Below are 23,988 nucleotides of genomic sequence, written 5' to 3' on the forward strand. Positions count from 1 at the left end.
ATGGCCGAACAGGCGAAGGTCCTGGGGATCATCGACCGCGGATACCGCGGCGCCGTCGAGAAGCAGTTCGTCGACAGTCTCTACCTGGTGCGCGAACTTCACCGGCAGATGGGCGGGTTGGACATCCTGCTCAGGGGTGAAGCGGTGAGCTACGCGGCGCGCGGTGCCCGGGTGGCGCCGCTGCGGTTCGGGAACCGCGTCGTCGAACGGCCGTCCGACCCGCGGCAGGACGTCCTGGCGCTCCTCGCGGCGGGCATCCGGGTCCGCGTGGAGGAGCCGGGCCTCCACGCGTCCGGACTGGCCGGAGAGGATCGACTGATCGACGGGGTCGAGCGGGTCTCCGCCGAGGAGTCGGCCCGGGTGTGGCCGGACTACGAGATGATCTGCTTCCTCTGACCGACCGGCACCGCCACCGTCGAGAGCGAGCCGCACCACTGCTCGCTCGCCCTCGGCGCCGGGCGGGCCCACCGGGTCGGCGGATCAGGAGGTCAGCCGACGCATGGCGGTGTACAGCGCCCGCAGCATGAGGATTCCGCTCAACGCCAGTGTCTGGTAGCCGATCAAGGGGAACAGTTCCAGACTCCGGGTGACGTGCGGGCCGCGTCCGGTGCCGAACACCATCAGGAGCACCCCCATCAGTCCGGTGCAGGCGGCGAGCAACGTGACCGTCATCTGGTGGATCAGCCCCGATACGAACCGCCGCTCGCGCTCGTCCGCGAACACCCTGACCCGCACCGCGAGCCGGCCCTCCTCCAGCGAGGCGCTGATCCGCTCGGCCCGCCGGGGCAGCCGCCGCAGGATGGGCAGGACGGACATCATCTCCTGCAGCGCGTCCTGGGCGGCCGTGGTGACCCCGGAACGGATGCCTCCGTCACCGTTGCCGCTGCGGGGCCGGCCGCGGAACCTCAACTGGTCCGACATCTGCCCCGCCACGATGGCGCGCCCCTCCTCCAGCAGGTTGAAGTCGTCCGCGAGCAGGCTCAGCGTGCCCTCGAGGGTGGCCATCGCCCGGAAGACCGCGGCGACCTGGGGCGGGACCGAGAGCCCGAAGCGGGCGAGGATCCGGAACAGTGCGCCGAACATGTCCCCGTCGGGTCGGGCGCCGACACCGAGGTGCTGGGCCATGAACTGGCCGAGCTCCCGTTCGAGCAGCAGCGTGTCGACGATCAGGTCCTCGCCGCCGGTCGCGCGCGCGCCCAGCAGGTCGATCAGGGCGTCGTGCAGACCCGACGGGTCGCCCCGGTCGATGGACCACAGCATCTCCCGGATGGCCTGCTGGATCGTCTGGTCGATGCGTCCCACCGAACCGAAGTCCAGCAGTCCGATCTGTCCGCTCTCCAGCAGCAGGATGTTGCCGGGGTGCGGGTCGGCGTGGAACACGCCGCCGCGAAGGATCTGGTGGATCACCGCGCCGCAGACCCGGCTGGCGAGTTCCCTCCGGTCCAGCCCCCGGGCGTCGGCCGCCGCGCCCGCCCGGTCGAGGGTGACGCCCTTCAGGTATTCCTGGACCAGGATGTGCGCGGTGGTGTACTCGAGGTACACCCGGGGGATGCGCACCGGTGCGTCGGTGCCGTGCCCGCCGCTCGACGCCGCGACGGCTACCGCGTTGCGCGCTTCGATGCGGAAGTCGAGCTCCTCCAGGACCGACTTGGCGAACCCGGTGCCCAGGTCGCGCAACCCGAGCCCGGGAGCGAGCCGGGCCCGCTCCTGGAGGCTGCGGGTCATCGCGACGACGATGTCGAGGTCCCGCTCGACCACCTCGCGGATGCCGGGCCGCTGCACCTTGACGGCGACCACCGGCCCGTCGCGCAGCTTCGCGCGATGGACCTGGGCGATCGACGCGGCCGCCAGCGGAACGTGCTCGATCCACTCGAAGACGGCGTCCACCGGCCTCCTCAACTCGCGCCGGAGCACCTCCTCCACCTCCGGCCAGGGCACCGGCGTCACGGCGCTCTGCAGTCGGCTGAGCTCCTCGATGAAGTGCGGGGGCAGCAGGTCGCGCCGGGTGGAGAGCACCTGGCCCAGCTTGATGAACGCGCCCCCGCACTCCTCCAGTGCCAGCCGGACCGCACGCGCCGACCTCTCACCGAACTCGCCCGGCCGAAGCGCCTGTTCGATCCTGCTGCGACCGCTCAGCAACCGGCCCAGCCCGTGCCGGAGGAAGATCCGGCTCAGCTGCGAGTACCTGCTGGCGCGGCTCAACCGCGTCCGCACGGCACGCCACAGCTGTACCGGCCACGCCCAGGCGCCGGACGGAACGAAGACCTCGATGAACACCAACGAGCCCATCGCGGCGAGCACCGCCAGCGCGAACTTCAGCACCGTGAGGAGGCCGAGCCGTCCCTGGTCCTCGAACACCGGGTTCAGGGCGATCGACGTCCCGACCGCGATCAGGCCGGCGGACAACGCCCGCAGGGGACCGACCCGGATCCCCAGCAGCCGGCGGGACACCGCCGAGATCCCGGCGACGATGGCGACGAAGGAGGCCGCCGCGACCAGGACGACGAGCAGTCTGAGCGGCATGGTCTGAGCGCTGAGAGCGGCTGTCACGGCAACGGTCGCGGACGGTGATGGTGCGGCGGCGCTCAAAGTGCTGCTCCTCGGGTAGCGCGCGTCCCCTTCCGGGCGATCACGGCCCCGGGTGCGGGCGCCGGAGTGAGCACGCCCACGCCACCGGCCGGCCCCGAACCACCCGGTACCGTGTCAGCCACGCTAGACCCAACGCCCCGGCCGAGTGGCGGCATGTGTCAGCTTGATGCCACCGGTGCCCCGCCCGGCTACCCCGCCGCGCGGACGCTCGCCAGGAAGCCGGCCAGCCGGTCGGAGCCCCAGAACTTGTCCGGCCCGTGGATGAAGAACGGCACCCCGAACACGCCGTCGCGGCCGAGGGTGCGCAGCGCCTCGACGCCGCGGGCGAGGATCGCCGGGTCGTCGACGGCGTTGGCGACGGCGTGCGGGTCGAGGCCGGCCGCCGCGCCGGCGTCGGCGACGACGGACCGGTCGCAGATGTCCAGGCCCAGCTCGAAGCGTGCCCGGTAGATCTGGCCGAGGTAGTCGCGGCCCCGGCCCGCGTCCTCGGCGACCAGCCAGCCGAGGTGGGCGACGTCCCAGTCGGGGGCGGTGTCGACGGGCCAGGCGACCGTCAGGCCCCGCTCGGTGGCGAGGCGCTTGACGTCCTGCAGGATGTAGAGGTGCTTCTCCTTCGACATCGGGACGTAGGGCAGCCGGACGTCCGTCCCGGCCAGGAGCCGGGCGGTCGCCCCGCCCGGCTCCCAGTAGGGGCGCCATTCGATCCGCTCCGCCACGTCGGGGGCGTTCTCGGTCAGCTCCCGGAACGCCAGCCACGAGTAGGGGCTGCGCAGGGAGAAGTACCAGCGTGCCGCTTCGAGCGCCAACTCAGGCTCCTGGGACTCTAGATGGTGATGCCGCCGTCGATCTGCAGGACGGCGCCGGTGATGTAGCCGGCACGCGGCGAGACCAGGTAGGCGACGAGGTCGGCGACCTCGTCGGCGGTGCCGAGGCGGCCCAGCGGCACCGACTCCAGCGCCTTGTCCTTCACGTTGTCGGTGAGCACCGAGGTCATGTCGGTGTCGATGAAGCCGGGGGCGACCACGTTGGCGCGGATGCCGTAGCGGCCGACCTCCTTCGCCAGGGCCCGGGAGAAGCCGATGATCCCGGCCTTGGAGGCGGAGTAGTTGGTCTGGGTGGCGTTGCCGTAGACGCCGGCGACCGAGGAGATGTTGACGATCGCCCCGCCCTTGCGCTTCATCATGCCGAACACGACGGCGCGGCAGGCGTTGTAGACCCCGTCCAGGTTGGTGTCGAGCACCTGGTGCCACTCCTCGTCCTTCATCAGGACGAGCGGGTTGTCGCGGGTGATGCCGGCGGCGGTCACGGCCGCGTCGACCGGGCCGAGTTCCCGCTCGGTCTCCTCGACGAATCCGCGCACCGACGCGAGGTCGCGCACGTCGACCTTGCGGCTCAGCACGCGGACGCCGAGGTCCCGCACCTCCTTCTCCAGGAGCCGGGCCGCCTCCTCGTTGGACTGGTAGCAGAAGGCGACGTCGAAGCCGTCCTGGGCGAGGCGCAGCACGGTGGCGCGGCCGATGCCGCGGGAGCCGCCGGTGACCAGCGCCACCCGGGTTTCGTTCTCAGCCATGGCTTTCTCCAATGAGGGCGGGGGCGGGCCGGAGTTCCTCGGCCGGGCGGAAGGCCAGCACGGCGCTGTCGACGGTCAGCACGGGTGTGCCGTCGACCAGGCTCTCGCCGGCGATGATCAGGGTGTCGCCGAGCGTCCTGGTGATGGTCGCCCGGTGCTCCAGGACGTCCCCGGGCAGCACCGGTCCGTGGTACCGCAGGCCGGTCACGGCGCCGAACAGCATCACCTTGCCGGTGAGCACGTCCGGGTTGGGCTCCTTCCAGGTGGCCAGCAGGCCGGCCGCCTGGCACCAGGACTCCATCAGCAGCACCTGCGGGTAGCCGAAGTCCTCCGCGCCCTCGGGCACGTCCCGGTACCAGGGCTCGTTGCAGGTGACGGCCTTGACGGCGGTGATGCGCTCGCCCGGGACGACGTCGAGCACGCGGTCGACCAGCAGCATCGGGAAGCGGTGCGGCAGGGCCCGCCGGATCTCCGGCTGCCCGGCGCGACCGGTTCGGTCCGTGCCCGTCACGATTCCTCCTCTGTCGTGAAGCGCACGCGCACCCGGGCGGCGGCCGCGCGGGCGGTGGCGACCTCGGCCGTGCAGGTCCAGGCGGCGGAGCCCTCGCGCCAGGTCAGTTCGACGCTCAGCTCGTCACCCGGGAAGACCGGGCTCAGGAAGCGCGTCGACTCCACCTCGTCCATCGTCAGCGGCCCCGCCCCCGGCGGCGGCGCGGCCAGCGCGCTGAGCCGTACGCACTCGATCACGCAGACCCCGGGGAAGATCGGGAAGCCCGGGTAGTGCCCGGGCAGGACCGGCTCGTCCGCCCCGACCGCGACGGTGGTGGCCGCGGCCGTCCGGCCCCTGGCGTCGGGCACCGGGGGCCGGGCCAGCCGCACCGCCGCGGTGACGGGGCTGACCGTTCGCGGCCGGCTCACGCCGACCGGAGCTTCTCGGCGAGCACCTCGTAGGCGCCGCCCAGCGAGGTGATCCGGGGGAACGCGCTCTCCTCCAGCCGCAGACCGTACTTCTTCTCCAGGGCGACCACCACCTCGAGCGCCAGCAGGGAGTCGACCTCCAGGTCCTCGACGAAGCGCGTGTCGTCACCGACCTCGGTGACGTCCACGTCGAGGACCCGGGCGATCGCCGCGCGCAGGTCCTCCTTGTCCAGCACGGCCGCGGCCGAGGCCTCCTGGGTCGTCATGGCGGTGTTCCTTCCGTGGGGTCGGGGATTGGTGGTCAGCGGATGGTCAGGATGGTCGGGATGGTCGGGATGGTCAGCGGAGACGGATCAGGGCGCAGCCGACCGCGCCGTCCCGGTCGACCGAGGTGACCAGGGCGACGCGGCCCGAGGCCGAGGGGTCGTCCTCGGCGTGCACCAGGACGCCGGCCACCTGGAAGGCGGCCGACGCGGCCACCGTGTCGCCGAGCAGGGCGGTCTGGGTGAGGCGCCGCGGGGCCGCGCCGGCGGTGGCCGCCTCGACCACGGCCTGCTCCTGCTCGCCCAGTGGGCCGGGCAGTTCGCTGGTGGACACCGCCCACAGCTCCTCCGGCCGCACCTGCGCGCGGCGCAGCGCGCCCTGCACGCAGGAGGTCAGGGCCGTGCGGACGTCACCGTCCAGGGCGATGCCCATCCGGACGGCGAGGAGCTCGGCCAGGACCGGCTGGTCCGGGTCGTCCGCGGCGGCGCGTTCGAGCAGCAGCAGGCCGCAGCCCTCGCCGGCCGGTCGGGCCGCGCCGTCGGCCTCGGGGTCGTGGGAGTGGGCGTCCAGCCAGGAGCGGGCGTGTGAGAACTCCTCGACGGCGCCGCACAGCACGGTCCGCGCCCGGCCGAACTGGAGCAGCCGGCGGGAGTAGTTGAGGGCGTACAGCCCGGCCGCGTGGCCGCCGGCGATGGTGGTGTTGGCGCCCTTGAGCTGGTGCCAGATCGCGCTCTGCCCGGCGGCGCAGTTCATCACGGCGTTCGGGAACCGGGCCGGGTCCACGAAGTACGGCTTCTCGCCGGTGAACGAGTCCCGGGTGAAGTCCATCTGGCTCTGGACGCTGCCGATGGTCGTGCCGAGCACGAGCGCGGAGTCCTCGCCCGTGGCGACCCGGCGGTTGCGCGGCGCGTCGTCGAGCAGCCGGCCGACCGTGGTGACGGCGAGGCCGGTGGCCCGGTCCATCGACCGGGTGCCCTTCTTGCCGAGCACCGCGCGGATGTCGAAGTCCGGTACCAGGCAGGCGGTTTCGGCGGGTGCCTGCCAGGGCTCGCGGTCCAGCGGCGCCTCGGCCGCCCGGCGCTCCCGCAGCCCCTCGGCGAACGCCGCCCGGCCGATGCCGAACGGCGACACCGCCGACCAGGCCGTGATGACCGTACGGTTCTCAAGTGTCGGGGTCGTCCTCATAACCTCTACTCCGTTGCTCTCCGCGGATTCGCCTGCCGGACCGGCACGGCGGTCAGGCCTCGCCCCGGAGCGCCTTGGCGACGCGCTCGTCGAAGGTGACCAGGTTCCACTCGCGGCGGTTGTCGACGACGGCGTAGCCGTGGGTGACCTTGCCGGTGGCGGTCTGGACCAGCTCGCCGTCGCGGACCACGTAGCAGTCCATCCGCGAGGTGTAGGTGAAGTCCTTGAAGATGTCCTCCACCGTGTAGACGGTGTAGACCTCCTCCTCCATGAGCGCCTCGTCGACGATCTGGATCTTCGAGTGCGGGCAGGCGGGGATCCAGCGGCGCTCGTCCATCAGGGTCCGCACCGAGATGCCCCGGTCGGCGAGGAACAGGTCGACGACCTCCTCCATCAGCCGCAGGTAGCTGGACATCTGCAGGCGCTCCGAGAAGTGGCAGTACGGGTACGGGATGCGCCACTTCCAGCCGAAGGAGTTGCTGCCGGCGGTCAGCAGGTCGAGCACCGGGTCGGGGCCGGTGGTGCCGCGGCCGGCGGACAGCGAGGTGGTGGCCGCGGTGAGGTCGAGCCCGGAGAGGGCGGGCGGCGTCCGCAGGCCGGGCACCGGGGTGCCGAGGCGGTCCGTCACCAAGCGGGCGATCGGCGCCGGCGGCTCGCTCGGCGCCTCGATGTAGCTCTCGCGGCGCAGCACGGCCTTGCCCCGGGCGGCGACCAGCTTGGTCGGCGAGCCGTCGCGCCCGCCGGTCAGGGTGACGGTGAAGGAGAGGGCGGTGTCCTCGTCGAGGGCCTTGGGGACGACGTGCGCCTCGACCGTCTCGTCCATGAGGAGGGCGCTGAGGATGCGGGTGTCGAGGTCGACGAGGTCCACGCCGAGGCCGTGCTCGGTGTAGAGCGTGCGGGCGTCCAGGCCGGACTCGGCGAAGTGGAGCAGGACGGCTTCCTCGACGAGGTAGTTGATGTGCTTGAAGCCGATCCAGGTGCAGATGTTGGCGCCCTCGAAGCGGGTGCGCAGCGGCACCGTCGTCTCGCTGGTGAGGAGCGCCTTGACTGCGCTTTCGGTCACGGTGGTCATCGGAGGTGCTCCCCTGGTGGTGTGGGTCCGGGGCCGCCTGTCTCTCACGCGGCCGGCAAGGTGCTGACGAAGTGGTCGACCACGGCGGCGAGGTCGCCCGCCTGCTCGATCATCAGGAAGTGCCCGCTGCCGGGCAGCAGGTGGAAGCGCCCCTGCGGCAGGTCGGCCGCCAGCAGGCGGCCCTCCTCCGGGAGCGCGATGGAGTCGTGCTCGCCCGCGATCACGAGGCAGGGCACGGGGAACCGTTCGGTGCGCAGCCGGGGCGTGGCCAGGTAGGTCTCGAAGAACCGTATCCAGCCGTAGGCGCCGACCCGCTCGCGGACCCGGGCGCCGAGCTCCTCGACCAGGTCGTCCGGGACCCGGCCGCCGGCGTGCACCCGCACGCCCTCCGTCATGGTCCGGACGAAGTTCCGGACGGCGATCTCCACCGACTGCCAGGTGAAGTCCTCGACCGAGCGGCGGTAGAACGGGGACACCAGCACGAGGGCGCGGATGCCGTACTCGGTGAAGGGGTCGGCGCCGTGCTCCAGCTGCCGGTGGAGGAACTCCAGCAGGCTGTTGGCGCCCATCGAGTGGCCGACCACCACGCCGGCGCCGCCGGGCACCGCGCCCAGGGCGTCGGCCACGTACGGCACCACGTCGCCGCGCGAGCTCCAGTGGGCCACGCAGTCACCGCGCCAGGGCAGCTCGGCGGCCCAGACCTCGGGGCCGTCGTCCCGCCGAGGGGCGGCGAGGAAGGCGTCCCAGACGCTCGCGCTGTTGGCCAGGCCGTGGAGCAGCAGCATCCGGCCGGGGCCCCCGGCCGCGCGGCGGTGCACGCTCACGGGCGCGAGCGTCGCGCCGGGCTCGGGTTCCGGCGCCGCTCCGGCGGTGAGGAGGCTGCCCGGGCCTGGCATCACGCCGCCGGCCGGAGCAGGACGAGCGCCGCGCTGGCGTCGTCGGCGTCACCGCCCGCACTGGCCACCACCGGTCCGGCCCCGCCGCGGGCGAACCAGCCGACGGCGGCGGCGCACTGGAGCACGCCCAGCGCGCCGGAGGCAAGACCGAAGCGGGCGCCGAGGTCCTGCCGCGGCACGCCGGCCAGCAGCGCCCGGGGCGGCGCGTCCGTCTCCGGCACCTGCCACAGGGCGGGGCGTTCACCGGCCGCGTCCGCCAGCTTGGCGAGCGAGGCCGCCAGGCCCGCGCCGCGCACGGCGTCGCCCAGCACGGCCAGTGCCGGAGCACCCCGCTCGGCCGCCGCTTCGGCGCTCTCCAGCACCACCGCCGCCGAGCCGTCCACCGTCCGGGCGCCGCCGACGAAGGCGTGCACCGCCTCGTTGTCGGGTTCGACCCCGAGGACCAGCGCCCGGGAGACCCGGCCGGCGCGGATCAGTTCGGCACCCCAGCGCAGGGCGTCGAGCCCGGAGGTGGCGCCGTTGCACAGCATCAGGTTCGGGCCGCGCAGACCGAAGCGGATCGCGACGGAGGAGGCGACGACGTTGCTGGAGGCGTTCGGCAGGTCCATCGGACTGCCGGCGGCCGCGGTCTCGCGGGTGATGGTGTCCATCGCCCGGGTGATGGTGTCGAGGTTGCCGTAGTTGGAGCTGACCACCACGGCGACGCTGAGCGGCGCGACCTTCAGGCCCTCGTCGTCCACCAACGCGGCGTCACGCAGGGCCGCCTGGGCCGCGCAGTAGGCCAGCTGGGTCGCCCGGTCCTTGTAGCGCAGGCCCTTCCTGCCGACGATGTCCTTCGGCTCGACCGGGGGCGCGTCGGACGGCCCCGGCTCGATCAGCTCGCCGGCCGACGCCGCGCGGGGCAGCACCACGCCGGTCCCGGTCACCACGACGTTCATCGGGCCGCCTCCACGATCGCCACGGCGTTCACGCCGCCGAAGCCGAATGCGTTCAACTGGGCCACCGCCAGGGGTGCCTGGGCGGCCTCTGCGGTGACGAACCGGAACCCGGCCGCCTCCTCCACCGGGTCGTCCAGGCCGACGGTCGGCGGCACCCGGCCCTCGGCCAGTGCCGTCAGCGTCACGACCAGGTTGAGCAGTCCGGACGCTCCCGAGGTGTGGCCCGTCATGGACTTGATGGCCGTCATCAGCGGCTTGTCCGCGTCCTCGCCGAACACGTCGGCGAGGGCGACGGCCTCGGCCTCGTCGTTGAGCAGGGTGCCCGTGCCGTGCACCATGACCAGGTCGATGTCCGCGGGCTTGCGGTCCGCGTCGGCCTGGGCCTGCCGGATGGCCTCCGCGATGCCGACCGGATCGGGGGCGGTCACGTGGTACGCGTCGCAGTTGACGGCGACGCTGCGCACCACACCGTGCACCCTGCGGCCCGCGGCGGGCGTGCGGGTCAGCACGACGGCCGCCGCGCCCTCGCCCATGAGCACACCGGCCCGGTTGCGGTCGAAGGGCCGCACCCGCTCCGGCGGCACCGGCTGGACCCGTTCCAGCAGGCCGTACATGGTCTCGGTGAGCACGTCCACGCCCGCGACGATCACCGTCTCGGCCGTGCCGGCCGCCAGGAGGTCGGTGGCCAGCGCGAGCGCGTACAGGCCCGCGGAGCAGGCGTTGGAGAAGGTGTGGGTGTCGTCGGCGTTGAAGACCGCGCGCAGTGCGGTGCCGAAGTGCAGGTCCTGCGGGGGGAAGTCGATGCCGTCGCGCTGCCACAGTTCGACGGAGCGCAGTTCGCGCAGGCCGGTGCCGATCAGGATCGGCACGCCGCTGAGGTCGTGCTCGTCGAGTCCCGCGTCGCGGGCCGCCTGGGCGATCGCGTCGACCAGCAGCGCGGTCGCCCGGCGCGGGACGTCGGCCCCGGGCTCGGGACGGTCGTCCACCTCGTAGGCGAAGTGCGCGTCGTGGCGGGTGAGGTCGAAGCCCTTCAGCGTACCGACGCCGGAGACGCCCGCACACAGGTTGGCGAACAGCTCACCGGGGTCGCGCCCGACGCTGGCGACCGCGCCGGTACCGGTCACGGCCCACGTCATGCCGGCACCTCGTCGAATTTCCCGAGGAGCACCACCGCGTTGTTGCCGCCGAACGCGAGCCCGTTGTTCTGGACGATCCGCAACTCCGCCTCGATGGCGGTGTTCGGCACGCAGTCGACATCGCATTCCGGGTCGGTGGTGGTGTGGTTGATGGTGGGGGGGATGAAATCGTTGGTGATGGCCAGCGCGCAGCCGATCGCGGACAGCGCGCTCGCCGCGCCCATGGTGTGGCCGATCATCGACTTCATGGAGATGACCTTCGGCGGCTGCGCCCCGAACAGTTCGCGGATCGCGCGCGCCTCGGTGACGTCGTTGGCCTTGGTGCCGGTGCCGTGGGCGGAGATGAGGTCCACCTGTTCCGGCTTGACCCCGGCGTTCTCCAGGGCGATCTCCATGCACCGGCCGACGCTGTCCTGGTTGGGCGCCACCTGGTGGTAGGCGTCGCAGTTCAGGCCGTAGCCGAGCACCTCGGCGTAGATGCGCGCCCCGCGGGCGAGCGCGGAGTCCAGGCTCTCCAGCACCAGGATGCCCGCGCCCTCACCGGTGAGGATGCCCTTGCGGTCCACGTCGAAGGGGCGGCACCGGTCGGGCGCGATGGTGCCCAGGCGGTAGAACCCGGAGAAGGTCTTGCGGCACATCGCGTCCGCGCCGCCGCACAGGGCGTACTCGGCCTCGCCGGAGCGGACCGCGTCGAAGCCGTAGCCGATCGCGTAGTTGCCGGCGGCACAGGCGGTCGGGATCGTCACCGCCTCGACGTCGGCCAGCTGCAGCTCCTGGGCGATGGCGGCGGACAGCCGCCCGGCCGCGACACGCCGGGCGGACTCGGGCGCCATGTGCTCGGGTCCGAACCGGACTTCGGCCTCCACCATGTAGTCGAGGTCGCGGGACTCGCCGTCGGTGGTGCCGACGGTCACGACACCGGGCAGCGACCGCCAGACCTCGAGGTCCAGCCCGGCGTCGTCGACCGCCATCCGGGCGGCGGCGACGGAGTACTGGGTCGCCCGGCCGAGTTGGTCGACGGGCAGGTGGCGGATCCACCGCTCGGGTTCGAAACCGACCACCTCACAGCCGTTCGCGTGGTCGAACCCCTCCACGTCGAACACGGTGATCGGCTTGGCCCCGCTGCTTCCGCCGCGCAGGCCCCGCAGGAACTCACCGGCTCCCATCCCGATGCTGGAGACCACGCCCAGCCCGGTGATCACCACCCTGCGCGGGCCAGTCCGCCCTGACATTGCCATCCCGCCCTCTCCGTCTCCTGCTCCGGCCGTGCCCTGCCTTTGACGATGTCGCCGGATTACCAGCCGGCGGCCTGCGAGACCACCTCGTAAACACCCTTGAGGTTCACCATGCGCGCCAGTTCGGACTGGTCGATGGTGATGCTGAACTCCTTCTCCAGCTTCGCCAGGATCTCGATCGAACGAAGCGAGTCCGCGGCGTGGTCCTCCTTGAAGAGGCTGGTCTCGCTGACCTCGTCCTCCTCGATTTCGAGAATGTCGCAGACGATCTCCTTGATCTTCTGCATGTTTTCGTCGTACGAAGCCATAATGGGTACCCTTCCTTTTCGGCGCGGCACCTCTGGGCCACCGCCCGGTTTTCTGCCGGAGATCTTTCTAAGCCACCGCCGCGGAACGCGGCAATGCCGGTTGCAGAAACCTGCCAAGTCCACCGGCGGGGAACGACAGTCGTCCTGACCCACCGCTACCTGGGACGGGAACGCGCCGGCACACCGGCCTGGGCCGGAGCGGTCGGGAAGGGCGGCCCGCCGCCGGCGCTCGCCCCGCTCGGCGGCGGGCGGCGGTCAGAAGCGGTCGCAGGCCTCGAGGGGGGCGTCGAGGACGCCTTCGCGGGCGATGATGTAGCCGAGGTGGCCTCGGCTGCGGCTGCCGAGGAGTTCGCTGGCCTTCTGGATGTGGCCGGAGACGGTGCGGGTGCTCATGCCGAGGCGGGAGGCGATGGCCTCGTCGGTGTAGCCGTTGACCATCAGGCGCAGGACGTTCTGCCGGGTACGGTCGGTGAGCAGCGGGGGGCGGTGGTGGCCCTCGAGGTAGGTGACCGGCTCGGCGCGGTCCCACATCAGTTCGTAGATCTTGATTCACCTGCGCCGGGACCTCCTCGCGCTGGCCGCCGAGGAGGACGTCCTGATCCTGGAGGACAACCCCTACTGCGTCTTCGCCGGCGAGGACCGCCTGCCCTCGCTGAAGGCCCTGGACACCGCCCGCCGGGTCGTCCACCTGGGCTCCTTCGCCAAGACGGGGCGTTCCCCGGCGCCCGGGTCGGCTACGTCGTGGCGGACCAGCTGGTCTTGGACGGCGCCGGCGGCACCAGCCTCCTGGCCGACCTGCTCGCCGTGATCAAGAGCATGGCCACGGTGAACACCTCACCGATCGCCCAGGCCGTGATCGGCGGCGCCCTGCTGGAACACGGGCACAGCCTGCGCGCCGCCAACGCCGGGACGGCCGCCCTCTACCGCCGCAACCTCGCCCTGCTGCTCGACGGCCTGGCCCGGCGCTTCCCGCCCGCCACCGGCATCACCTGGAACACCCCCCGCGGCGGCTTCTTCCTCGTCCTCACCGTCCCCCACCTGCGCGTCGACGACGCCCTGCTGGAGCGCTCCGCCTCCCGCCACGGCGTCATCTGGCCCCCGATGTCGCACTTCTACCCGGCTCCCGGCGGCACCCACCAACTCCGCCTCTCCGTCACCCAACTCACTCCCGACGCCGTCGAGCGCGGCCTCGACGCCCTCGCCGCCCTGCTCACCGCCCCGAACGCCTGAGGCCGCGGCGCCGAGGAGGCCGTTCCCACCCCGGGAAACGGCCTCCTCGGCCCCGTCGGCTTCCGGCCCGGTCGGCTTCCGGCCTCCCGGAGTTCCGGTCGGCTACGCGTCCCCGGTCAGCCAGCGGCCGTTCGGGCCGCCGAACACGCCCGTCCGCCGGTCGAAGATGACCTCCCCGCGGCGCACCGTCGTCTCCGGGCGTCCGACCAGGGTCGCGCCCTCGTACGCGGACCAGCCGCACTTGGAGCGCACGTCCCCGGCCGTCATGAACCAGGTGGCGTCCGCGTCGAAGAGGACGAGGTCGGCGTCGAAGCCGGCCTCGATCCGGCCCTTGCTGCTCCCCAGACCGAACAGCTCGGCGGGGCGCCGGCTGCTCAACCGCGCCAGCTGGGTGAGCAGTTCGTCGACGGGGCGGTCCGGCCAGCGCTGCCGCATCCCGGTGAAGACGGCGGGCAGCAGCTCCTGCACCCCGGGCAGCCCGGGGGGCGCGTCCGCGGCCGGGCGGGTCTTCTCCTCGACGGTGTGCGGGGCGTGGTCGCTGCCCACGGTCGCCAGGCCGTCGTGGATGAGCGCCTCCCACAGCCGTTCCCGGTCGCGTTCCTCCCGGATGGCGGGGCTGAGCCGGATGCGGGCGCCGAGGCGGGTGATGTCGTTGCGGGTGAAGGACAGGTGGTGCGGAGTGGCCTCGAAGGTGACTGGCAGGCCGGCCTGCCGGGCGGCGAGGAGCAGGTCGCACTCCTCCGCCGAGGAGGTGTGCAGGACGTGGGCGGCGGTGCCGTACTCCCGGACGAGTTCGATGACCCGGGCCACGGCGACGATCCCCCCGGTGCGGGGGCGGGCGGGCTCGTACGCGCCGTAGCTGGTGGGCGCGGGGAGGTAGCCGTCGAGGAGGTCGAACAGCCCGCCGTCCTCGGCGTGCAGGACCACCCGCAGGCCGCGGTCGGCGGCGACCGCGAAGATCCTGGCGAGCACCTTCGGGTCGTGGATGACGTGCGGGGCGGTGTGGTGGCCGGCCATGAACACCTTGACGGAGGTCGCCACCCGCGGGTCGAGGTCGGCGAGCACGTCCACGGTGTCGGTGCCGACGCCCATGTGGAAGCGGTAGTCCACCAGGGACCTGCCCTCGATGAGCGCCGCCTTGGCCCAGGCGTCCTCGGGGTGGTGCAGCGGCGGCTGGGTGTTGGGCATGTCGATGACGGTCGTGACACCGCCCGCGGCGGCGGCCCGGCTGCCGTGCTCCCAGTCCTCCTTGTGGGTCAGCCCGGGGGTGCGGAAGTGGACGTGGGAGTCGATCACCCCGGGTAGCACGTGGAGGCCCGCCGCGTCGAGGGTCTCGGCGGCCGGCGGCTGCGCGTCCGGCGGCAGCAGGGCGCTGATCCGGCCGCCGCGCACCGCGACGGTGCCCGGCCGGACACCCTCGGGGGTGACCAGCCGGCCGCCGCGGATCACCAGGTCGTACGGTCCTTCGTGTTCGGTCATGACGGCTGCTCCGCGGAGATCAACTGGTGACAGAGGTCGTTGGTCGGGCCCATCAGACGGACGGCCCGGACGTCGCGGGCCAGCCGGTTGACCGGGTGGTCCGCGACGAAGCCGGCGCTGCCGAGCTGGCGCTGCACCTGCAGGCAGATCTCCTCGGCCAGGGTCGAGGCCATCACCTTGCTGCGCAGGGTGGTGAGGCCGGGGTTCGGCCCCTCGCGTCGGCCCGCCGCCTCGACGACGGCCCGGGCGGCCTCCACCCGGGCGGACAGGTCGGAGAGCCGGTCGCGGGTCAACCGGTCCCCGGTCAGGCCCTGTTGCCGGGCCTTGGCGAGCGCCATCCGGTAGACGGCGTCGGCGATGCCGACCGCGACGGCGCCGAGGGACGCCCCGGACTCGCGCACACCGGCGATGATCGTCGCCGCCTTCCCGGCCGGGCCGAGCAGGGCGCTGCCCGGCACCGCGCAGGAGCGCAGTTCGACGAAGCCCGTCGCGGAGGCGCGCATGCCGACGAGGTCCAGGCTGGTGTCCGCGACCAGTCCCGGGTTGTCGGCCTCGACGAGGTAGAAGCTCTGCCCGTCACTGCCGTACCCGAGGTCGCCGCCGGCGGGCGCCGCGGACTGGGCGAGGACCAGGTACACCTGTGCCAGGCCCGCGCCGGTGGTGAACGCCTTGGCGCCGTCGAGGACCCAGCCGTCCCCGGCCCGGACGGCCTTGGTCGCGATGTTGCGCTTGTCCGCCCCGGCGCCGCTCTCGCTCCACGCGGAGGCCGCGAGCCACGAGCCGTCGGCGAGCCGGGGCAGGTGGTGGGCGCGCTGGGCGGGTGTTCCCCACTCGGTGATCCGGGCGCTGACCGCGAAGTGCTGGAACAGGATGATGGAGACGGCCGGGTCGAGCCCGGCCACCTGCTCGACGAGCCGGTTGGTGAGGACGGCGTCGCCACCCTGGCCGCCGTACTCGCGCGGGATCGCCGCCCCGAGGATCCCCGAGGAGCGGAGCGCGTCGAGCACCCGGCCGGGCAGGGCGCCGGCGGTGTCCGCCGCGGCGGCCTCCGCCTCAAGGATCCGGTACAGCGGCCCGTACCGTTCGGCCAGTGCCTCGCGGCTGTCGGACCGGGCTACGGCTTCAGTGAAGGGCACCGTCGAGCCTCCTCGGGAGCATGGTCATGGCTGGTGCGATCTCGAGCGGCCCGGACCGGATCCGGGCCTCCTTGCGGCTCACGCTCACCCACTGCAGGAACGTCCCCCGCGCGCCGTCCTCGACCTCGGCGGTGGCGACGGCGAGGCCGCCCGGGGTCTCGATGTCGACCTGCGGGAGCCGCCCGCCGGCCGCCTCGAACAGCCGGGCCGGTACCGTGCCGGCCGCGGTCGCCGCGGCGGCCAGGCAGGTGATGCCGGTGAGGGCGAGCGTGGGGTGCCAGCGCGGCACCGTGACGGCCCGGGCGCTCAGCCGGCCCGGACGGTAGGCCCCGACCATCGCGATCTTGGGGAACACGCTGGTGTCCGGCACGCCCAGCAGGGCCGAGGCGGAGCGGCGGATCCGCAGCAGTTCCTCGAAGACGTCGTCCCCGGCCCCGAACAGTTCGCGTTGCGATCCGATCCCCAACTCCTTGGCGTCCACGAAGACGTAGGGGTTGCCGAGGGACACCAGGGACGCCTCGTAGGAGCCGGCGGGGGTGGTCAGCCGGTCGACCGGGTTGCCGGTCATCAGGGCCCGGCCGATGCTCTTCCCCGGTGGCTGGACGAAGTACATGGTGAAGCTGCCGCCGTGCCGCCGCGACTCGTCGACCTCGCAGACGATCTGGTCCCCGTTGTTGAGGATGCGCAGCCGGACGCGGTCGCCCGGTGCGGGGCGCGGTGTCCACCGGCGGGCGTGGGCGACCACCAGGCTGGCGAGGATCGAATGGCCGCAGCTGCCCTGGAAGTCGAAGCCGTCCTGCCGGTCCGGCAGGCACTGCACGAAGCGGTAGTCCAGGTCGAACAGCGGGTGCGGGGACGGCGCCACGATGGCGATCTTGAGCACGTCGGCGTGCCCCTTCTCCACCAGCCAGCTCCGCACCCGGGTGAGCACCGGCCGCAGCTCGGCCTCCGCGGCGGGCAGCTCGGCTGCGTCGAGCACCAGCGTCGGGCACGGCGCCCCGTCCGCCGTGGCGATGTACGCGATCACGCGGCCGTCCCGTCGCCGGTCGGACCGGCGGCTTCGTCCGCCTTCGGGCCCGGAGCGGAGAGGAACTGGTCGACCCAGAGCTGGTGCACCATCAGGGACCACAGCGCCAGCGCGGAGCGCTCCGAAGGCCGGGCCGCCTGCTCCTGGAACAGCCGCTCCACCCGGGCCGGGTCGACCAGTCCGTGCCGGCGCAGCGCCGCCGGCGAGAGCACGTCCCGGGCGTAGCCGTACAGGGCCGCGCCGGGAGCGATCATCGCGGTGATCGGCAGCGTGAACGGCTGCTTCGGCCGGTTCAGCACCGAGTCGGGCAGCAACCCCGCGGCGGCGCGGTACAGCACGTCCTTGCCCCGGCCCCGGGCGATCTTCAGGCCCGACGGCAGCGAGCGGGCGTACCGCTGCACGGCCGGCTGGCAGAACGGCAGCCGCACCTCCACGGAGGCGGACATGCTGAGGTGGTCCACCCGGCGGAGGTGGTACGCGGGCAGCCGCCGGCCGACCTCGAAGGCGGTCAGGGTCTCCGTCCGTCCGTGGGGCGAGGCGGCCAGTTCCCCGGCGATGCGCTCGGAGGCCGGCCCCCGGGCCGCGACGTAGTGGCGGTACTCCGCGGTGTACAGCTCGGTGCGCAGTGCGGCCGGCACCGCCGCGAGGGCCTCGACGTACCCGCTGATCCAGTCCTCGCCGTCCGGGGTCTCGGCGGCCCTGCGGATCCGGTCGTACCCGCCGAACAGCTCGTCCGCCGCGTCGCCGGTGAGCGCCACGGTGAAGCCCGCGTCCCGCACCGCGCCGAACAGCGCGTGGGTGCTGAGGGTGATCGGGTCGGCGTTGGGCTGCCCGAGGTGCCAGACCACGTCGGGCAGCAGTTCGGGGAAGGTCTCCGGGTCGATCTCCACCTGGTGGTGGCGGGTGCCGTTGCGCTCGGCGACCTCGCGGGCGAAGTGCCGTTCGTCGCTCGGCCACCGGCCGGTGTAGGCGATGTTGAAGCTGTGCAGGCCTTCGGCGGCCTCGGCGGCCAGCGCCGACACCAGGCTGGAGTCCAGGCCGCCGCTGGTGATCGCGGCCAGCGGGACGTCCGCGTGGATCAGGCGGTGGGTCTCCTGGCGCAGCAGGGCGAGCACGCGTTCGGCGGCGGCCGCCGGGTCGGTGTCCGGCTCCGGTCGCGCGGGCTCGGCCCGCCGGTAAATCCGCAGTCCGCCGGAGCGGCTGACCCGGACGGTGGCCGCCGGCGGCAGCACCCGGATGCCGTCGAACATCGTCTGCTCGCCGAACGGGGTCTTGGTCGACAGGTACTCGTCGAGCCCTGGTTCCCACAGGGCCGCGCGCACCCCGCGGAAGGCGAGCAGCGCGGGCAGTTCGGAGGAGAAGTGCAACTGCCTGCGGTACGCGTCCCACTGGTAATAGAGGGGCTTCATGCCGACGTCGTCGGTGGCCAGGACGAGCGTCGGCTCGTCCCTCAGGTCCATCACGGCGATGGCGTACATGCCGTCGAGGTGGTCGGTGAAGTCGGGGCCGTACTCGGCGTAGAGCGCGGGCAGCACCGAGCCGTCGCAGTCGTCGTCGATCCGGTGGCCGCGGGCGGTCAGCCGGCGGCGCAGCTCGGCGTGGTTGTAGATCTCGCCGTTGAACACCACGGTGATGTCCTCGCCCAGACGGTACGGCTGGCGGCCGCCGGCCAGGTCCATCACGGCCAGCCGGTTGATGCCCAGCGCCCAACCGCGGCCGACCGCCCGGGCCTGGGCGTCCGGGCCGCCGTGCCGTTGGACGGCGGAGACGGTCCTCAGCTCGTGCGCGGTGACCTGGGCGTCGAAGTGCCCGAATATTCGGCACATCCGCGCGTCACCTCACCTGCGCCGGGACACCGGCGCGCTGGTAGAGGACCGGGTCGAAGGGGGTCGGGCCGCCGCAGGTCGCGAACCGGGGGGCCGCCGGGTCCTCGTCGTCGTGGCGGGTGCCGTGCGGCACGCCGGGCGGGGCGAACAGCGCGTCCCCGGGCGAGACGTCGATCCAGCGGTCGGCCAGGTACATCTGCCCCGTCCCCTCGAAGGCGATGAACGCCTCCTCGCTCTCGGGGTGGACGTGCACGTTGAAGTACTCGCCCGGCTGCATCACCCCGCAGTGGAGGCAGAGTTGCGGGGTGCCGGTGCCCGGCCAGAACAGGAAGTTCATCGTCGCGGTCCGGTCGGACGCGGCGGCCTGGCCCGTCCCGCCGAAGCCGCGCAGCTGGGTGTCCGTGCGCCACAGGTTGCTGAAGCGGGCCGGCTGCGCCCCGCGGGTGCGGCCGGGCAGCAGGCGGGTGCGCCAGACGTAGGCGGTCAGGTCCTCGGTGTCCGCGGCGGCGAGGGAGTAGCGGTCGCCGGTGGGGGCGTAGACCGCGTCGGCCCTGGCCACCCGGGCGCGGTCCGCGCCGGAGCCGGCCTCGCCGGAGCCGGCGAACACGACGACGACGTTCTCCTCCTCCGCCGATCCGGCCGGCTCCCACCGTCCGCCGGCGGGGACCCGGACGACGTCGAGCCGGATGATCCCGGCGCCCAGCTCGGGGCCGACCGCCGTCGCCACCGAGCATCCGTCCACCGGGTGGAAGACGAGCTCCGACGCCCGGACGATCGCGCCGACCTGTTCAGAAACGGCCATCAGTGTGCCTTCCCGACGCTCCGGCCGCTGCCGGGCGTCATGTCGAACCGTCAGTTGGCGGAGGCGGTGCGGGAGCCGGTCACCGATGCGGTGGCCGAGTCGGTGTCCGGCGCCGGATCCGCGGCGAGGTCCGCGGTGATGTCGTCGGCGAGGTCCACGGCGAGTCGGCCGCCCTTGCCCCAGTGGGTCCGCTCCACGTCGCGGATGATCACGGTGACCGCGTCCTGCGGGCACCCGGCGATCCTGGCCACGGTCGCGGTGACCTCCTCGACGAGCTCGCGCCGGCTCTCCTGCTCGTTCCCGCTCCACCAGTCCACGGTGACCACTGGCATCGAACACACACCTTCTCTCCGGATGGCGGCGTACCGCCGGATGGGCGGGGGGGGGGGGGGGGGGGGGGCGGGCGGGGGGGGGAGGGGGGGGGGGGAAGGGGGGGGAGGGGGGGGGGGGGGGGGGGGGGGGGGGGGGGGGGGGGGGGGGGGGGGGGGGGGGACGGGGGGGGGGGGGGGGGGCGCCCCCGCCCCCCCCCCCCCCCGGGGCTACGCGTGACGACGCCCGGGTGCCACGTGAGTGCGCGTGAGGGCGCCCGGGTGTTCGCGGGTGCTAGACGAGTTCGGGGGACAGGCCCGCCGCGCGGTAGAGGTCCGCGTCGTACGGGACGGGCCCGCCGACCGAGACGAACAGCTCGGGAGCGCCCGGGCGGTCGGGGTTGCGGGTGCCGTGGAGCGCGCCCGCGCGGGCGAAGACGCCGTCGCCGGGCTCCATGTCGAGCCACTGGTCGCCGAGGAAGAACTGCCCGCTCCCCTCCAGCGCGAACAGCGCGTCCTCCGCGCCCGGGTGGGCGTGGATGTTGAAGGTGTTGCCCGGCGCGCCCATGCCGCTGTTGATGCACAGGTAGGCGCAGCCGTTGCCGGGCCAGTGCGGGAAGTTCATGTAGGCGCGCCGCTCGTTGTCCACCGGGGCGACCTCCCCGGTGCCGGCGAACTTGTGGATGCCCTTCGAGGTGTCGTACACGGTGTTGAAGAACCTCGGGGCGGCGCTGCGGGGCCTGTCCTCGGGCAGGACGGCGCGCCAGAAGTACACCGTCAGCTCGTCGCTGTCGGCGGTGAAGGTGAGCTGCAGGTCGGTCGGCGCGTAGGCCGTGGAGCCCTTGGTCATCGGGCTGGTCTCGTCGCCCACCTGCGCCGTGCCGGTGCCCTCGAAGACGATGGCGGTGGTCTCCTCCTGCCGGTAAACGTCCGGCTTCCAGCTGGCGCCGCGCGGGATGCGCACGATGTCGACGGAGACGAACTCGGCGCCCACGTGGGGGCCGACCGGGCGGCTCACCCGGCAGCCGTCCTCCTCGGTGAACGTCAGCTCGCTGCGGCGGATGATCACGCCGTGCTGGTCGGAACTGGTCACTGCGGTACTTCCTCTCGATGAGTCTCTCGATGGGTTTCTCGACGGGTTTCTCGACGGGCGGCGTGGTGGCTTCCGGTTCAGGCGAGTGCCCGGGCGGCCGGGGCGGCCGCGGTGCGCGCGCTGATCGTCGCGACGGCCCCCACCGGGTGCTCGAGGGCCGCGTCGAGCGCGGGCACGAGCCGCTCCCCGTAGGCCGCCGCGTACAGCGGGAACGACGGTTGGCCGCCCTGCTCGGCGAGGTCCGCCACGAGCTGCTCGGGCAACGGTGCGAGCAGGTCGATGTCGGTGCGGGAGACCCCCAGGAACTGCGGGCGGTCGAACTCCTCGCCGAGCGTCAGGAAGAAGTGGGACAGCACCTCGCCCATGTCGGCCTCGTACGAGGTCATCCGGTCCGCGCCGATGGTCGCGCTCACGGACATCCGGTAGGCGTGGCCGAGGTTCATGTAGTTGGGGCAGATGAGGGTCGAACGGAGGTCCAGTGCCTCGGGCGGGGGCAGTGCCGCGGCGCTCTCCCGGGGCAGGTCCGCCAGTTTGTTGTCCGCGCCGATGCCCCGCAACCCGTGGCCGCCGCCGTAGAGGGCGTCGACCCAGCCGCCGTAGTCGCCTCGGGTGAGCGAGAAGGTGTTCATCATGTCGATGGGCACCTCGACGGTGCCGCCCGGCACGTGCAGCCCGACCCGCCGTTCCAGCGAGATCCGGTAGATCATCGCGAAGTAGGCGAAGTTGGTGGCGTGGCGGGCGAGTTCGAGCGCCTCGGCGTCGCCCGGGGTCAGGTCGTCCGCGGTGACTTCGGGGACGGGCTGGGTCAGCAGCACCTGGTGCCGGAACTTCGGCCGCTGGCTGAGCAGTTGGGTGCGCACCAGGCGGCCGTTCCGGTCGCTGCGCCACCAGGCGTTGGGCTTCCAGCGGTTGTCGGTGACGTTGTTGTGCGTCAGCAGGGTGCGCAGGTGGGTGCCGCCGTCGGGGGCGCCGGTGGCCCGGGTGATCAGCCGCAGGGCGTACCACGGGAACGCCAGCATGGGGGCGTAGGCGTTCAGGCTGGCGTGGGTCGAGGTGTGCACTACCATGGGCGATTCGATGAACCGGTGCAGCGACTCGTCGTCCCACCCCAGCAGTCGGCGCATCCGCTCCCGGTCGGCGGGCGGCGCCCGGTGGACCCGCGGCTCGGCGGCCCGGACGAACTCCGCCAGCTGCCGACGGCGCTCGCGGACCTCGGCGCCCGGCGGGCCGGCCGGCCGGAAGGAGCCCAGGACCTCACCGAGCGTGGGACCCGAGTCCTGATCGTGTTTCCTGGTCACGCAGTCCTCCTGTCGATGCAGTGGCACGGCGTCGGACGCCTCGACGGCTGTCCGGTCCGGGAATGCGGCCGGCAGCTCGGGGCGAGTGGCCCGTCGAACGTCTGTCCCGGGCGGCGACGGAAAAGCTACCCGAGAAATGCGCCGGGCAATACCGCAGCGAATGTGGCGTGGATCACGCGCCTTTCTCGGATTGATGGCGATGGCGCGTCAGATGGGCGGCTGTTAGCATGCTCCGGGCAATCGAGATTTCGCCGGACAGGCGTTTCGCCCGATCTCTGGAGCGTATACATGAAGCAGCTCCCCCATGTTCTCCACATTGGCTGGATGCCCCGCGCGGTGGCCGCACTGACCCGCGCCGGGGCCAGGGTCACCTGTGCGGTCGCCCCCGAAGACCTCGCAAAAGCCCAGGCCGCAGGCGTTTCGACGGTGGTCGTGACCGATCCGACGAACGTGTCGGCGATCCTCGGCGGTCTCGTCCGCGCCGAGGTCCCGGTCAGTGAATTCGACGCGGTGTGCAGCGTCCTGGAGTTCTGCGTGGTGCCGGCCGCGGCCATTTCCGACCTTTACGGTTTCAGCCGCGGAGCCGCGGTCCAGGCCCTCGGAATGCGCGACAAGTTCATCCAGAAGAGGAAAGTCCGCAGCGCCGGCGTGGCGACCGCCGCGTGCGAGACGGTGGATTCCACCACGGTGCTTGATTTCGATTCACTGGAATTCCCCCGGGTCCTCAAGCCGCTCGACGGAAAGGGCTCCCAGAACACGTTCGTCGCCCTCGGCCCGGACCACCTCCGGGAGTGCCTGGAGCGGGCCTCCGCGTCGAGTGGCGGGCCGTGGCTGCTGGAGGAGTACGTCCCCGGCACCGAGTTCCACGTCGACGGGCTGGTGCGCGACGGCGAGGTGCGGGTCCTGGGCGTCTCCCGGTACCACCAGAACGTCATCGGGATGCCCACCGGCGGACTGGTCGGCAGCACCGCCCTGCGGCCCGACCGGCACGAGGAGCTGTACCGCTCGATGCGCTCCCTCGCCCGCACGGCGCTGACCGCCCTGGAGTACCGGGACGGCGTGTTCCACCTCGAGGCCTTCCAGGGCTCCGACGGCCGCGTCGTGTTCGGCGAGTGCGCGGCCCGGGTCGGCGGCCTGTGGGTCGACGACCTCTTCCAGCGCGCCTTCCAGGTCAACCTCCGGGACGAGTGGGCCCGCATGGTGCTCGGTCGGCCGTGCGGCCTGACCGCCGAGCCGGGATACCCGGACGACATCGTGTTCGGCGCGGTGTGCCTGCCGGCTCCGCCCGGCGTCCTGCGGGCGATGCCGAGCCACGAGGAGGTCGCGGCCCGGCCGGGGGTGGTGTTCTGCGCCCTCGACGAGAGCCTGCGCAACGACGTCGGCGCCGCTCCCCAGACCCGGGCCGGGCACGCGGTCGTCTCGGCCTCCGACGAGGAGGAGTTGGCCCGCCGACTGCAGGGCCTGGTCGACTGGTTCGCGGCGGGAGTCGTCGTGGAGCGTCCGGAGCAGGCGGAGCGGGAGGCCGACGACCTGCTGTCGGCGGCCTCGGCCGGCTGACCGCCGCCGCCCCGTCGGGCCCGGGGGGGGGGGGGGGGGGGGGGGGGGGGGGGGGGGGGGGGGGGGGGGGAGGGGGAGGAGGGGGGGAAGCGGGAGGCATGGGGGGAACGATGACGGGCAG

The 23,988-nt window shown here is 73.0% G+C and carries 26 protein-coding genes; 4 read left to right on the top strand and 22 right to left on the bottom strand.

The window, feature by feature from the left end:
• Complete coding sequence (locus ACZ4WV_RS07280) at window positions 1-396, top strand: hypothetical protein (protein ID WP_465743717.1); 396 nt, start codon at window positions 1-3, stop codon at window positions 394-396.
• Window positions 397-480: 84 nt separating this feature from the next.
• Here ACZ4WV_RS07280 and ACZ4WV_RS07285 read toward each other — a convergent pair whose 3' ends face one another.
• The 14 genes from ACZ4WV_RS07285 to ACZ4WV_RS07350 all read right to left on the bottom strand — a co-directional run bounded on the left by ACZ4WV_RS07285 (window position 481) and on the right by ACZ4WV_RS07350 (window position 12,642).
• The gene (locus ACZ4WV_RS07285) at window positions 481-2,523 is read right to left on the bottom strand and encodes an ABC1 kinase family protein (RefSeq protein ID WP_465743719.1); all 2,043 of its coding nucleotides are present in this window, start codon (window positions 2,521-2,523) and stop codon (window positions 481-483) included.
• A 254-nt stretch (window positions 2,524-2,777) separates the two neighbouring features.
• The gene (locus ACZ4WV_RS07290; protein WP_465743721.1) at window positions 2,778-3,395 is read right to left on the bottom strand and encodes a DsbA family protein; all 618 of its coding nucleotides are present in this window, start codon (window positions 3,393-3,395) and stop codon (window positions 2,778-2,780) included.
• Window positions 3,396-3,412: 17 nt separating this feature from the next.
• Window positions 3,413-4,159 (bottom strand): 3-oxoacyl-[acyl-carrier-protein] reductase, encoded by a 747-nt coding sequence (gene fabG, locus ACZ4WV_RS07295; RefSeq protein WP_465743723.1) that lies wholly within the window; start codon window positions 4,157-4,159, stop codon window positions 3,413-3,415.
• Complete coding sequence (locus ACZ4WV_RS07300) at window positions 4,152-4,670, bottom strand: 3-hydroxyacyl-ACP dehydratase FabZ family protein (RefSeq protein ID WP_465743725.1); 519 nt, start codon at window positions 4,668-4,670, stop codon at window positions 4,152-4,154. Before ACZ4WV_RS07300 ends, fabG begins: the two co-directional genes overlap by 8 nt.
• Entirely contained in the window at window positions 4,667-5,077 is a 411-nt protein-coding gene (locus ACZ4WV_RS07305; protein WP_465743727.1) for an ApeI family dehydratase, read from the bottom strand. The genes ACZ4WV_RS07300 and ACZ4WV_RS07305 overlap by 4 nt, the downstream gene beginning before the upstream one ends.
• Window positions 5,074-5,343 (bottom strand): acyl carrier protein, encoded by a 270-nt coding sequence (locus ACZ4WV_RS07310; protein WP_465743729.1) that lies wholly within the window; start codon window positions 5,341-5,343, stop codon window positions 5,074-5,076. Before ACZ4WV_RS07310 ends, ACZ4WV_RS07305 begins: the two co-directional genes overlap by 4 nt.
• A gap of 73 nt (window positions 5,344-5,416) precedes the next feature.
• A complete protein-coding gene (locus tag ACZ4WV_RS07315) occupies window positions 5,417-6,526 on the bottom strand; it encodes a beta-ketoacyl synthase N-terminal-like domain-containing protein (RefSeq protein ID WP_465743731.1) in 1,110 nt (369 codons plus the stop codon).
• A 52-nt stretch (window positions 6,527-6,578) separates the two neighbouring features.
• Window positions 6,579-7,598 (bottom strand): thioesterase family protein, encoded by a 1,020-nt coding sequence (locus tag ACZ4WV_RS07320; RefSeq protein WP_465743733.1) that lies wholly within the window; start codon window positions 7,596-7,598, stop codon window positions 6,579-6,581.
• A gap of 44 nt (window positions 7,599-7,642) precedes the next feature.
• A complete protein-coding gene (locus ACZ4WV_RS07325) occupies window positions 7,643-8,422 on the bottom strand; it encodes an alpha/beta fold hydrolase (RefSeq protein ID WP_465743735.1) in 780 nt (259 codons plus the stop codon).
• Window positions 8,423-8,493: 71 nt separating this feature from the next.
• Window positions 8,494-9,432: a beta-ketoacyl synthase N-terminal-like domain-containing protein gene (locus ACZ4WV_RS07330; RefSeq protein ID WP_465743737.1), complete on the bottom strand. Its 939-nt coding sequence runs from the start codon at window positions 9,430-9,432 to the stop codon at window positions 8,494-8,496.
• Entirely contained in the window at window positions 9,429-10,568 is a 1,140-nt protein-coding gene (locus tag ACZ4WV_RS07335) for a beta-ketoacyl-[acyl-carrier-protein] synthase family protein (protein WP_465743739.1), read from the bottom strand. The genes ACZ4WV_RS07330 and ACZ4WV_RS07335 overlap by 4 nt, the downstream gene beginning before the upstream one ends.
• Entirely contained in the window at window positions 10,565-11,806 is a 1,242-nt protein-coding gene (locus ACZ4WV_RS07340; protein WP_465743741.1) for a beta-ketoacyl-[acyl-carrier-protein] synthase family protein, read from the bottom strand. Before ACZ4WV_RS07340 ends, ACZ4WV_RS07335 begins: the two co-directional genes overlap by 4 nt.
• Before the next feature lie 56 nt (window positions 11,807-11,862).
• Complete coding sequence (locus ACZ4WV_RS07345) at window positions 11,863-12,111, bottom strand: acyl carrier protein (RefSeq protein ID WP_465743743.1); 249 nt, start codon at window positions 12,109-12,111, stop codon at window positions 11,863-11,865.
• Window positions 12,112-12,366: 255 nt separating this feature from the next.
• Complete coding sequence (locus tag ACZ4WV_RS07350) at window positions 12,367-12,642, bottom strand: response regulator transcription factor (RefSeq protein ID WP_465743745.1); 276 nt, start codon at window positions 12,640-12,642, stop codon at window positions 12,367-12,369.
• A gap of 13 nt (window positions 12,643-12,655) precedes the next feature.
• Here ACZ4WV_RS07350 and ACZ4WV_RS07355 point away from each other — a divergent pair, with 13 nt between their 5' ends.
• Both ACZ4WV_RS07355 and ACZ4WV_RS07360 read left to right on the top strand, forming a co-directional pair.
• Entirely contained in the window at window positions 12,656-12,919 is a 264-nt protein-coding gene (locus ACZ4WV_RS07355; RefSeq protein ID WP_465743747.1) for a hypothetical protein, read from the top strand.
• Window positions 12,853-13,341 (top strand): aminotransferase class I/II-fold pyridoxal phosphate-dependent enzyme, encoded by a 489-nt coding sequence (locus ACZ4WV_RS07360; RefSeq protein ID WP_465743749.1) that lies wholly within the window; start codon window positions 12,853-12,855, stop codon window positions 13,339-13,341. Before ACZ4WV_RS07355 ends, ACZ4WV_RS07360 begins: the two co-directional genes overlap by 67 nt.
• A gap of 102 nt (window positions 13,342-13,443) precedes the next feature.
• On the opposite strand, the gene ACZ4WV_RS07365 is transcribed toward ACZ4WV_RS07360, so the two are convergent.
• The 8 genes from ACZ4WV_RS07365 to ACZ4WV_RS07400 form a co-directional block, all read right to left on the bottom strand.
• A complete protein-coding gene (locus tag ACZ4WV_RS07365; protein ID WP_465743750.1) occupies window positions 13,444-14,820 on the bottom strand; it encodes a dihydroorotase in 1,377 nt (458 codons plus the stop codon).
• Complete coding sequence (locus ACZ4WV_RS07370; protein ID WP_465743752.1) at window positions 14,817-15,956, bottom strand: acyl-CoA dehydrogenase family protein; 1,140 nt, start codon at window positions 15,954-15,956, stop codon at window positions 14,817-14,819. Before ACZ4WV_RS07370 ends, ACZ4WV_RS07365 begins: the two co-directional genes overlap by 4 nt.
• Window positions 15,943-16,983: a PrpF domain-containing protein gene (locus tag ACZ4WV_RS07375; protein WP_465743754.1), complete on the bottom strand. Its 1,041-nt coding sequence runs from the start codon at window positions 16,981-16,983 to the stop codon at window positions 15,943-15,945. The genes ACZ4WV_RS07370 and ACZ4WV_RS07375 overlap by 14 nt, the downstream gene beginning before the upstream one ends.
• Complete coding sequence (gene asnB, locus ACZ4WV_RS07380) at window positions 16,980-18,809, bottom strand: asparagine synthase (glutamine-hydrolyzing) (RefSeq protein ID WP_465743756.1); 1,830 nt, start codon at window positions 18,807-18,809, stop codon at window positions 16,980-16,982. Before asnB ends, ACZ4WV_RS07375 begins: the two co-directional genes overlap by 4 nt.
• Before the next feature lie 7 nt (window positions 18,810-18,816).
• Complete coding sequence (locus tag ACZ4WV_RS07385; RefSeq protein ID WP_465743758.1) at window positions 18,817-19,611, bottom strand: cupin domain-containing protein; 795 nt, start codon at window positions 19,609-19,611, stop codon at window positions 18,817-18,819.
• Between the two features lie 50 nt (window positions 19,612-19,661).
• On the bottom strand, window positions 19,662-19,943 hold the full coding sequence (locus ACZ4WV_RS07390; protein WP_465743760.1) for a tautomerase family protein: 282 nt from the start codon (window positions 19,941-19,943) through the stop codon (window positions 19,662-19,664).
• Between the two features lie 271 nt (window positions 19,944-20,214).
• Window positions 20,215-21,012, bottom strand: a complete 798-nt coding sequence (locus tag ACZ4WV_RS07395; RefSeq protein WP_465743762.1) for a cupin domain-containing protein — start codon at window positions 21,010-21,012, stop codon at window positions 20,215-20,217.
• A gap of 77 nt (window positions 21,013-21,089) precedes the next feature.
• A complete protein-coding gene (locus ACZ4WV_RS07400; RefSeq protein ID WP_465743764.1) occupies window positions 21,090-22,310 on the bottom strand; it encodes a hypothetical protein in 1,221 nt (406 codons plus the stop codon).
• Window positions 22,311-22,742: 432 nt separating this feature from the next.
• Here ACZ4WV_RS07400 and ACZ4WV_RS07405 point away from each other — a divergent pair, with 432 nt between their 5' ends.
• Entirely contained in the window at window positions 22,743-23,867 is a 1,125-nt protein-coding gene (locus tag ACZ4WV_RS07405) for an ATP-grasp domain-containing protein (RefSeq protein ID WP_465743766.1), read from the top strand.
• Window positions 23,868-23,988: the final 121 nt, after the last annotated feature.

This window comes from Kitasatospora sp. NPDC029312 (assembly GCF_055569215.1).

Coding starts and splice junctions, on each gene's coding strand:
- ACZ4WV_RS07320 (WP_465743733.1), bottom strand. CDS start 7,598: ATGACCACCGTGACCGAAAGCGCAGTCAAGGCGCTCCTCACCAGCGAG.
- ACZ4WV_RS07390 (WP_465743760.1), bottom strand. CDS start 19,943: ATGCCAGTGGTCACCGTGGACTGGTGGAGCGGGAACGAGCAGGAGAGC.
- ACZ4WV_RS07340 (WP_465743741.1), bottom strand. CDS start 11,806: ATGGCAATGTCAGGGCGGACTGGCCCGCGCAGGGTGGTGATCACCGGG.
- ACZ4WV_RS07365 (WP_465743750.1), bottom strand. CDS start 14,820: ATGACCGAACACGAAGGACCGTACGACCTGGTGATCCGCGGCGGCCGG.
- ACZ4WV_RS07310 (WP_465743729.1), bottom strand. CDS start 5,343: ATGACGACCCAGGAGGCCTCGGCCGCGGCCGTGCTGGACAAGGAGGAC.
- ACZ4WV_RS07350 (WP_465743745.1), bottom strand. CDS start 12,642: ATGTGGGACCGCGCCGAGCCGGTCACCTACCTCGAGGGCCACCACCGC.
- ACZ4WV_RS07330 (WP_465743737.1), bottom strand. CDS start 9,432: ATGAACGTCGTGGTGACCGGGACCGGCGTGGTGCTGCCCCGCGCGGCG.
- ACZ4WV_RS07315 (WP_465743731.1), bottom strand. CDS start 6,526: ATGAGGACGACCCCGACACTTGAGAACCGTACGGTCATCACGGCCTGG.
- ACZ4WV_RS07345 (WP_465743743.1), bottom strand. CDS start 12,111: ATGGCTTCGTACGACGAAAACATGCAGAAGATCAAGGAGATCGTCTGC.
- ACZ4WV_RS07285 (WP_465743719.1), bottom strand. CDS start 2,523: ATGCCGCTCAGACTGCTCGTCGTCCTGGTCGCGGCGGCCTCCTTCGTC.
- ACZ4WV_RS07385 (WP_465743758.1), bottom strand. CDS start 19,611: ATGGCCGTTTCTGAACAGGTCGGCGCGATCGTCCGGGCGTCGGAGCTC.
- asnB (WP_465743756.1), bottom strand. CDS start 18,809: ATGTGCCGAATATTCGGGCACTTCGACGCCCAGGTCACCGCGCACGAG.
- ACZ4WV_RS07280 (WP_465743717.1), top strand. CDS start 1: ATGGCCGAACAGGCGAAGGTCCTGGGGATCATCGACCGCGGATACCGC.
- fabG (WP_465743723.1), bottom strand. CDS start 4,159: ATGGCTGAGAACGAAACCCGGGTGGCGCTGGTCACCGGCGGCTCCCGC.
- ACZ4WV_RS07335 (WP_465743739.1), bottom strand. CDS start 10,568: ATGACGTGGGCCGTGACCGGTACCGGCGCGGTCGCCAGCGTCGGGCGC.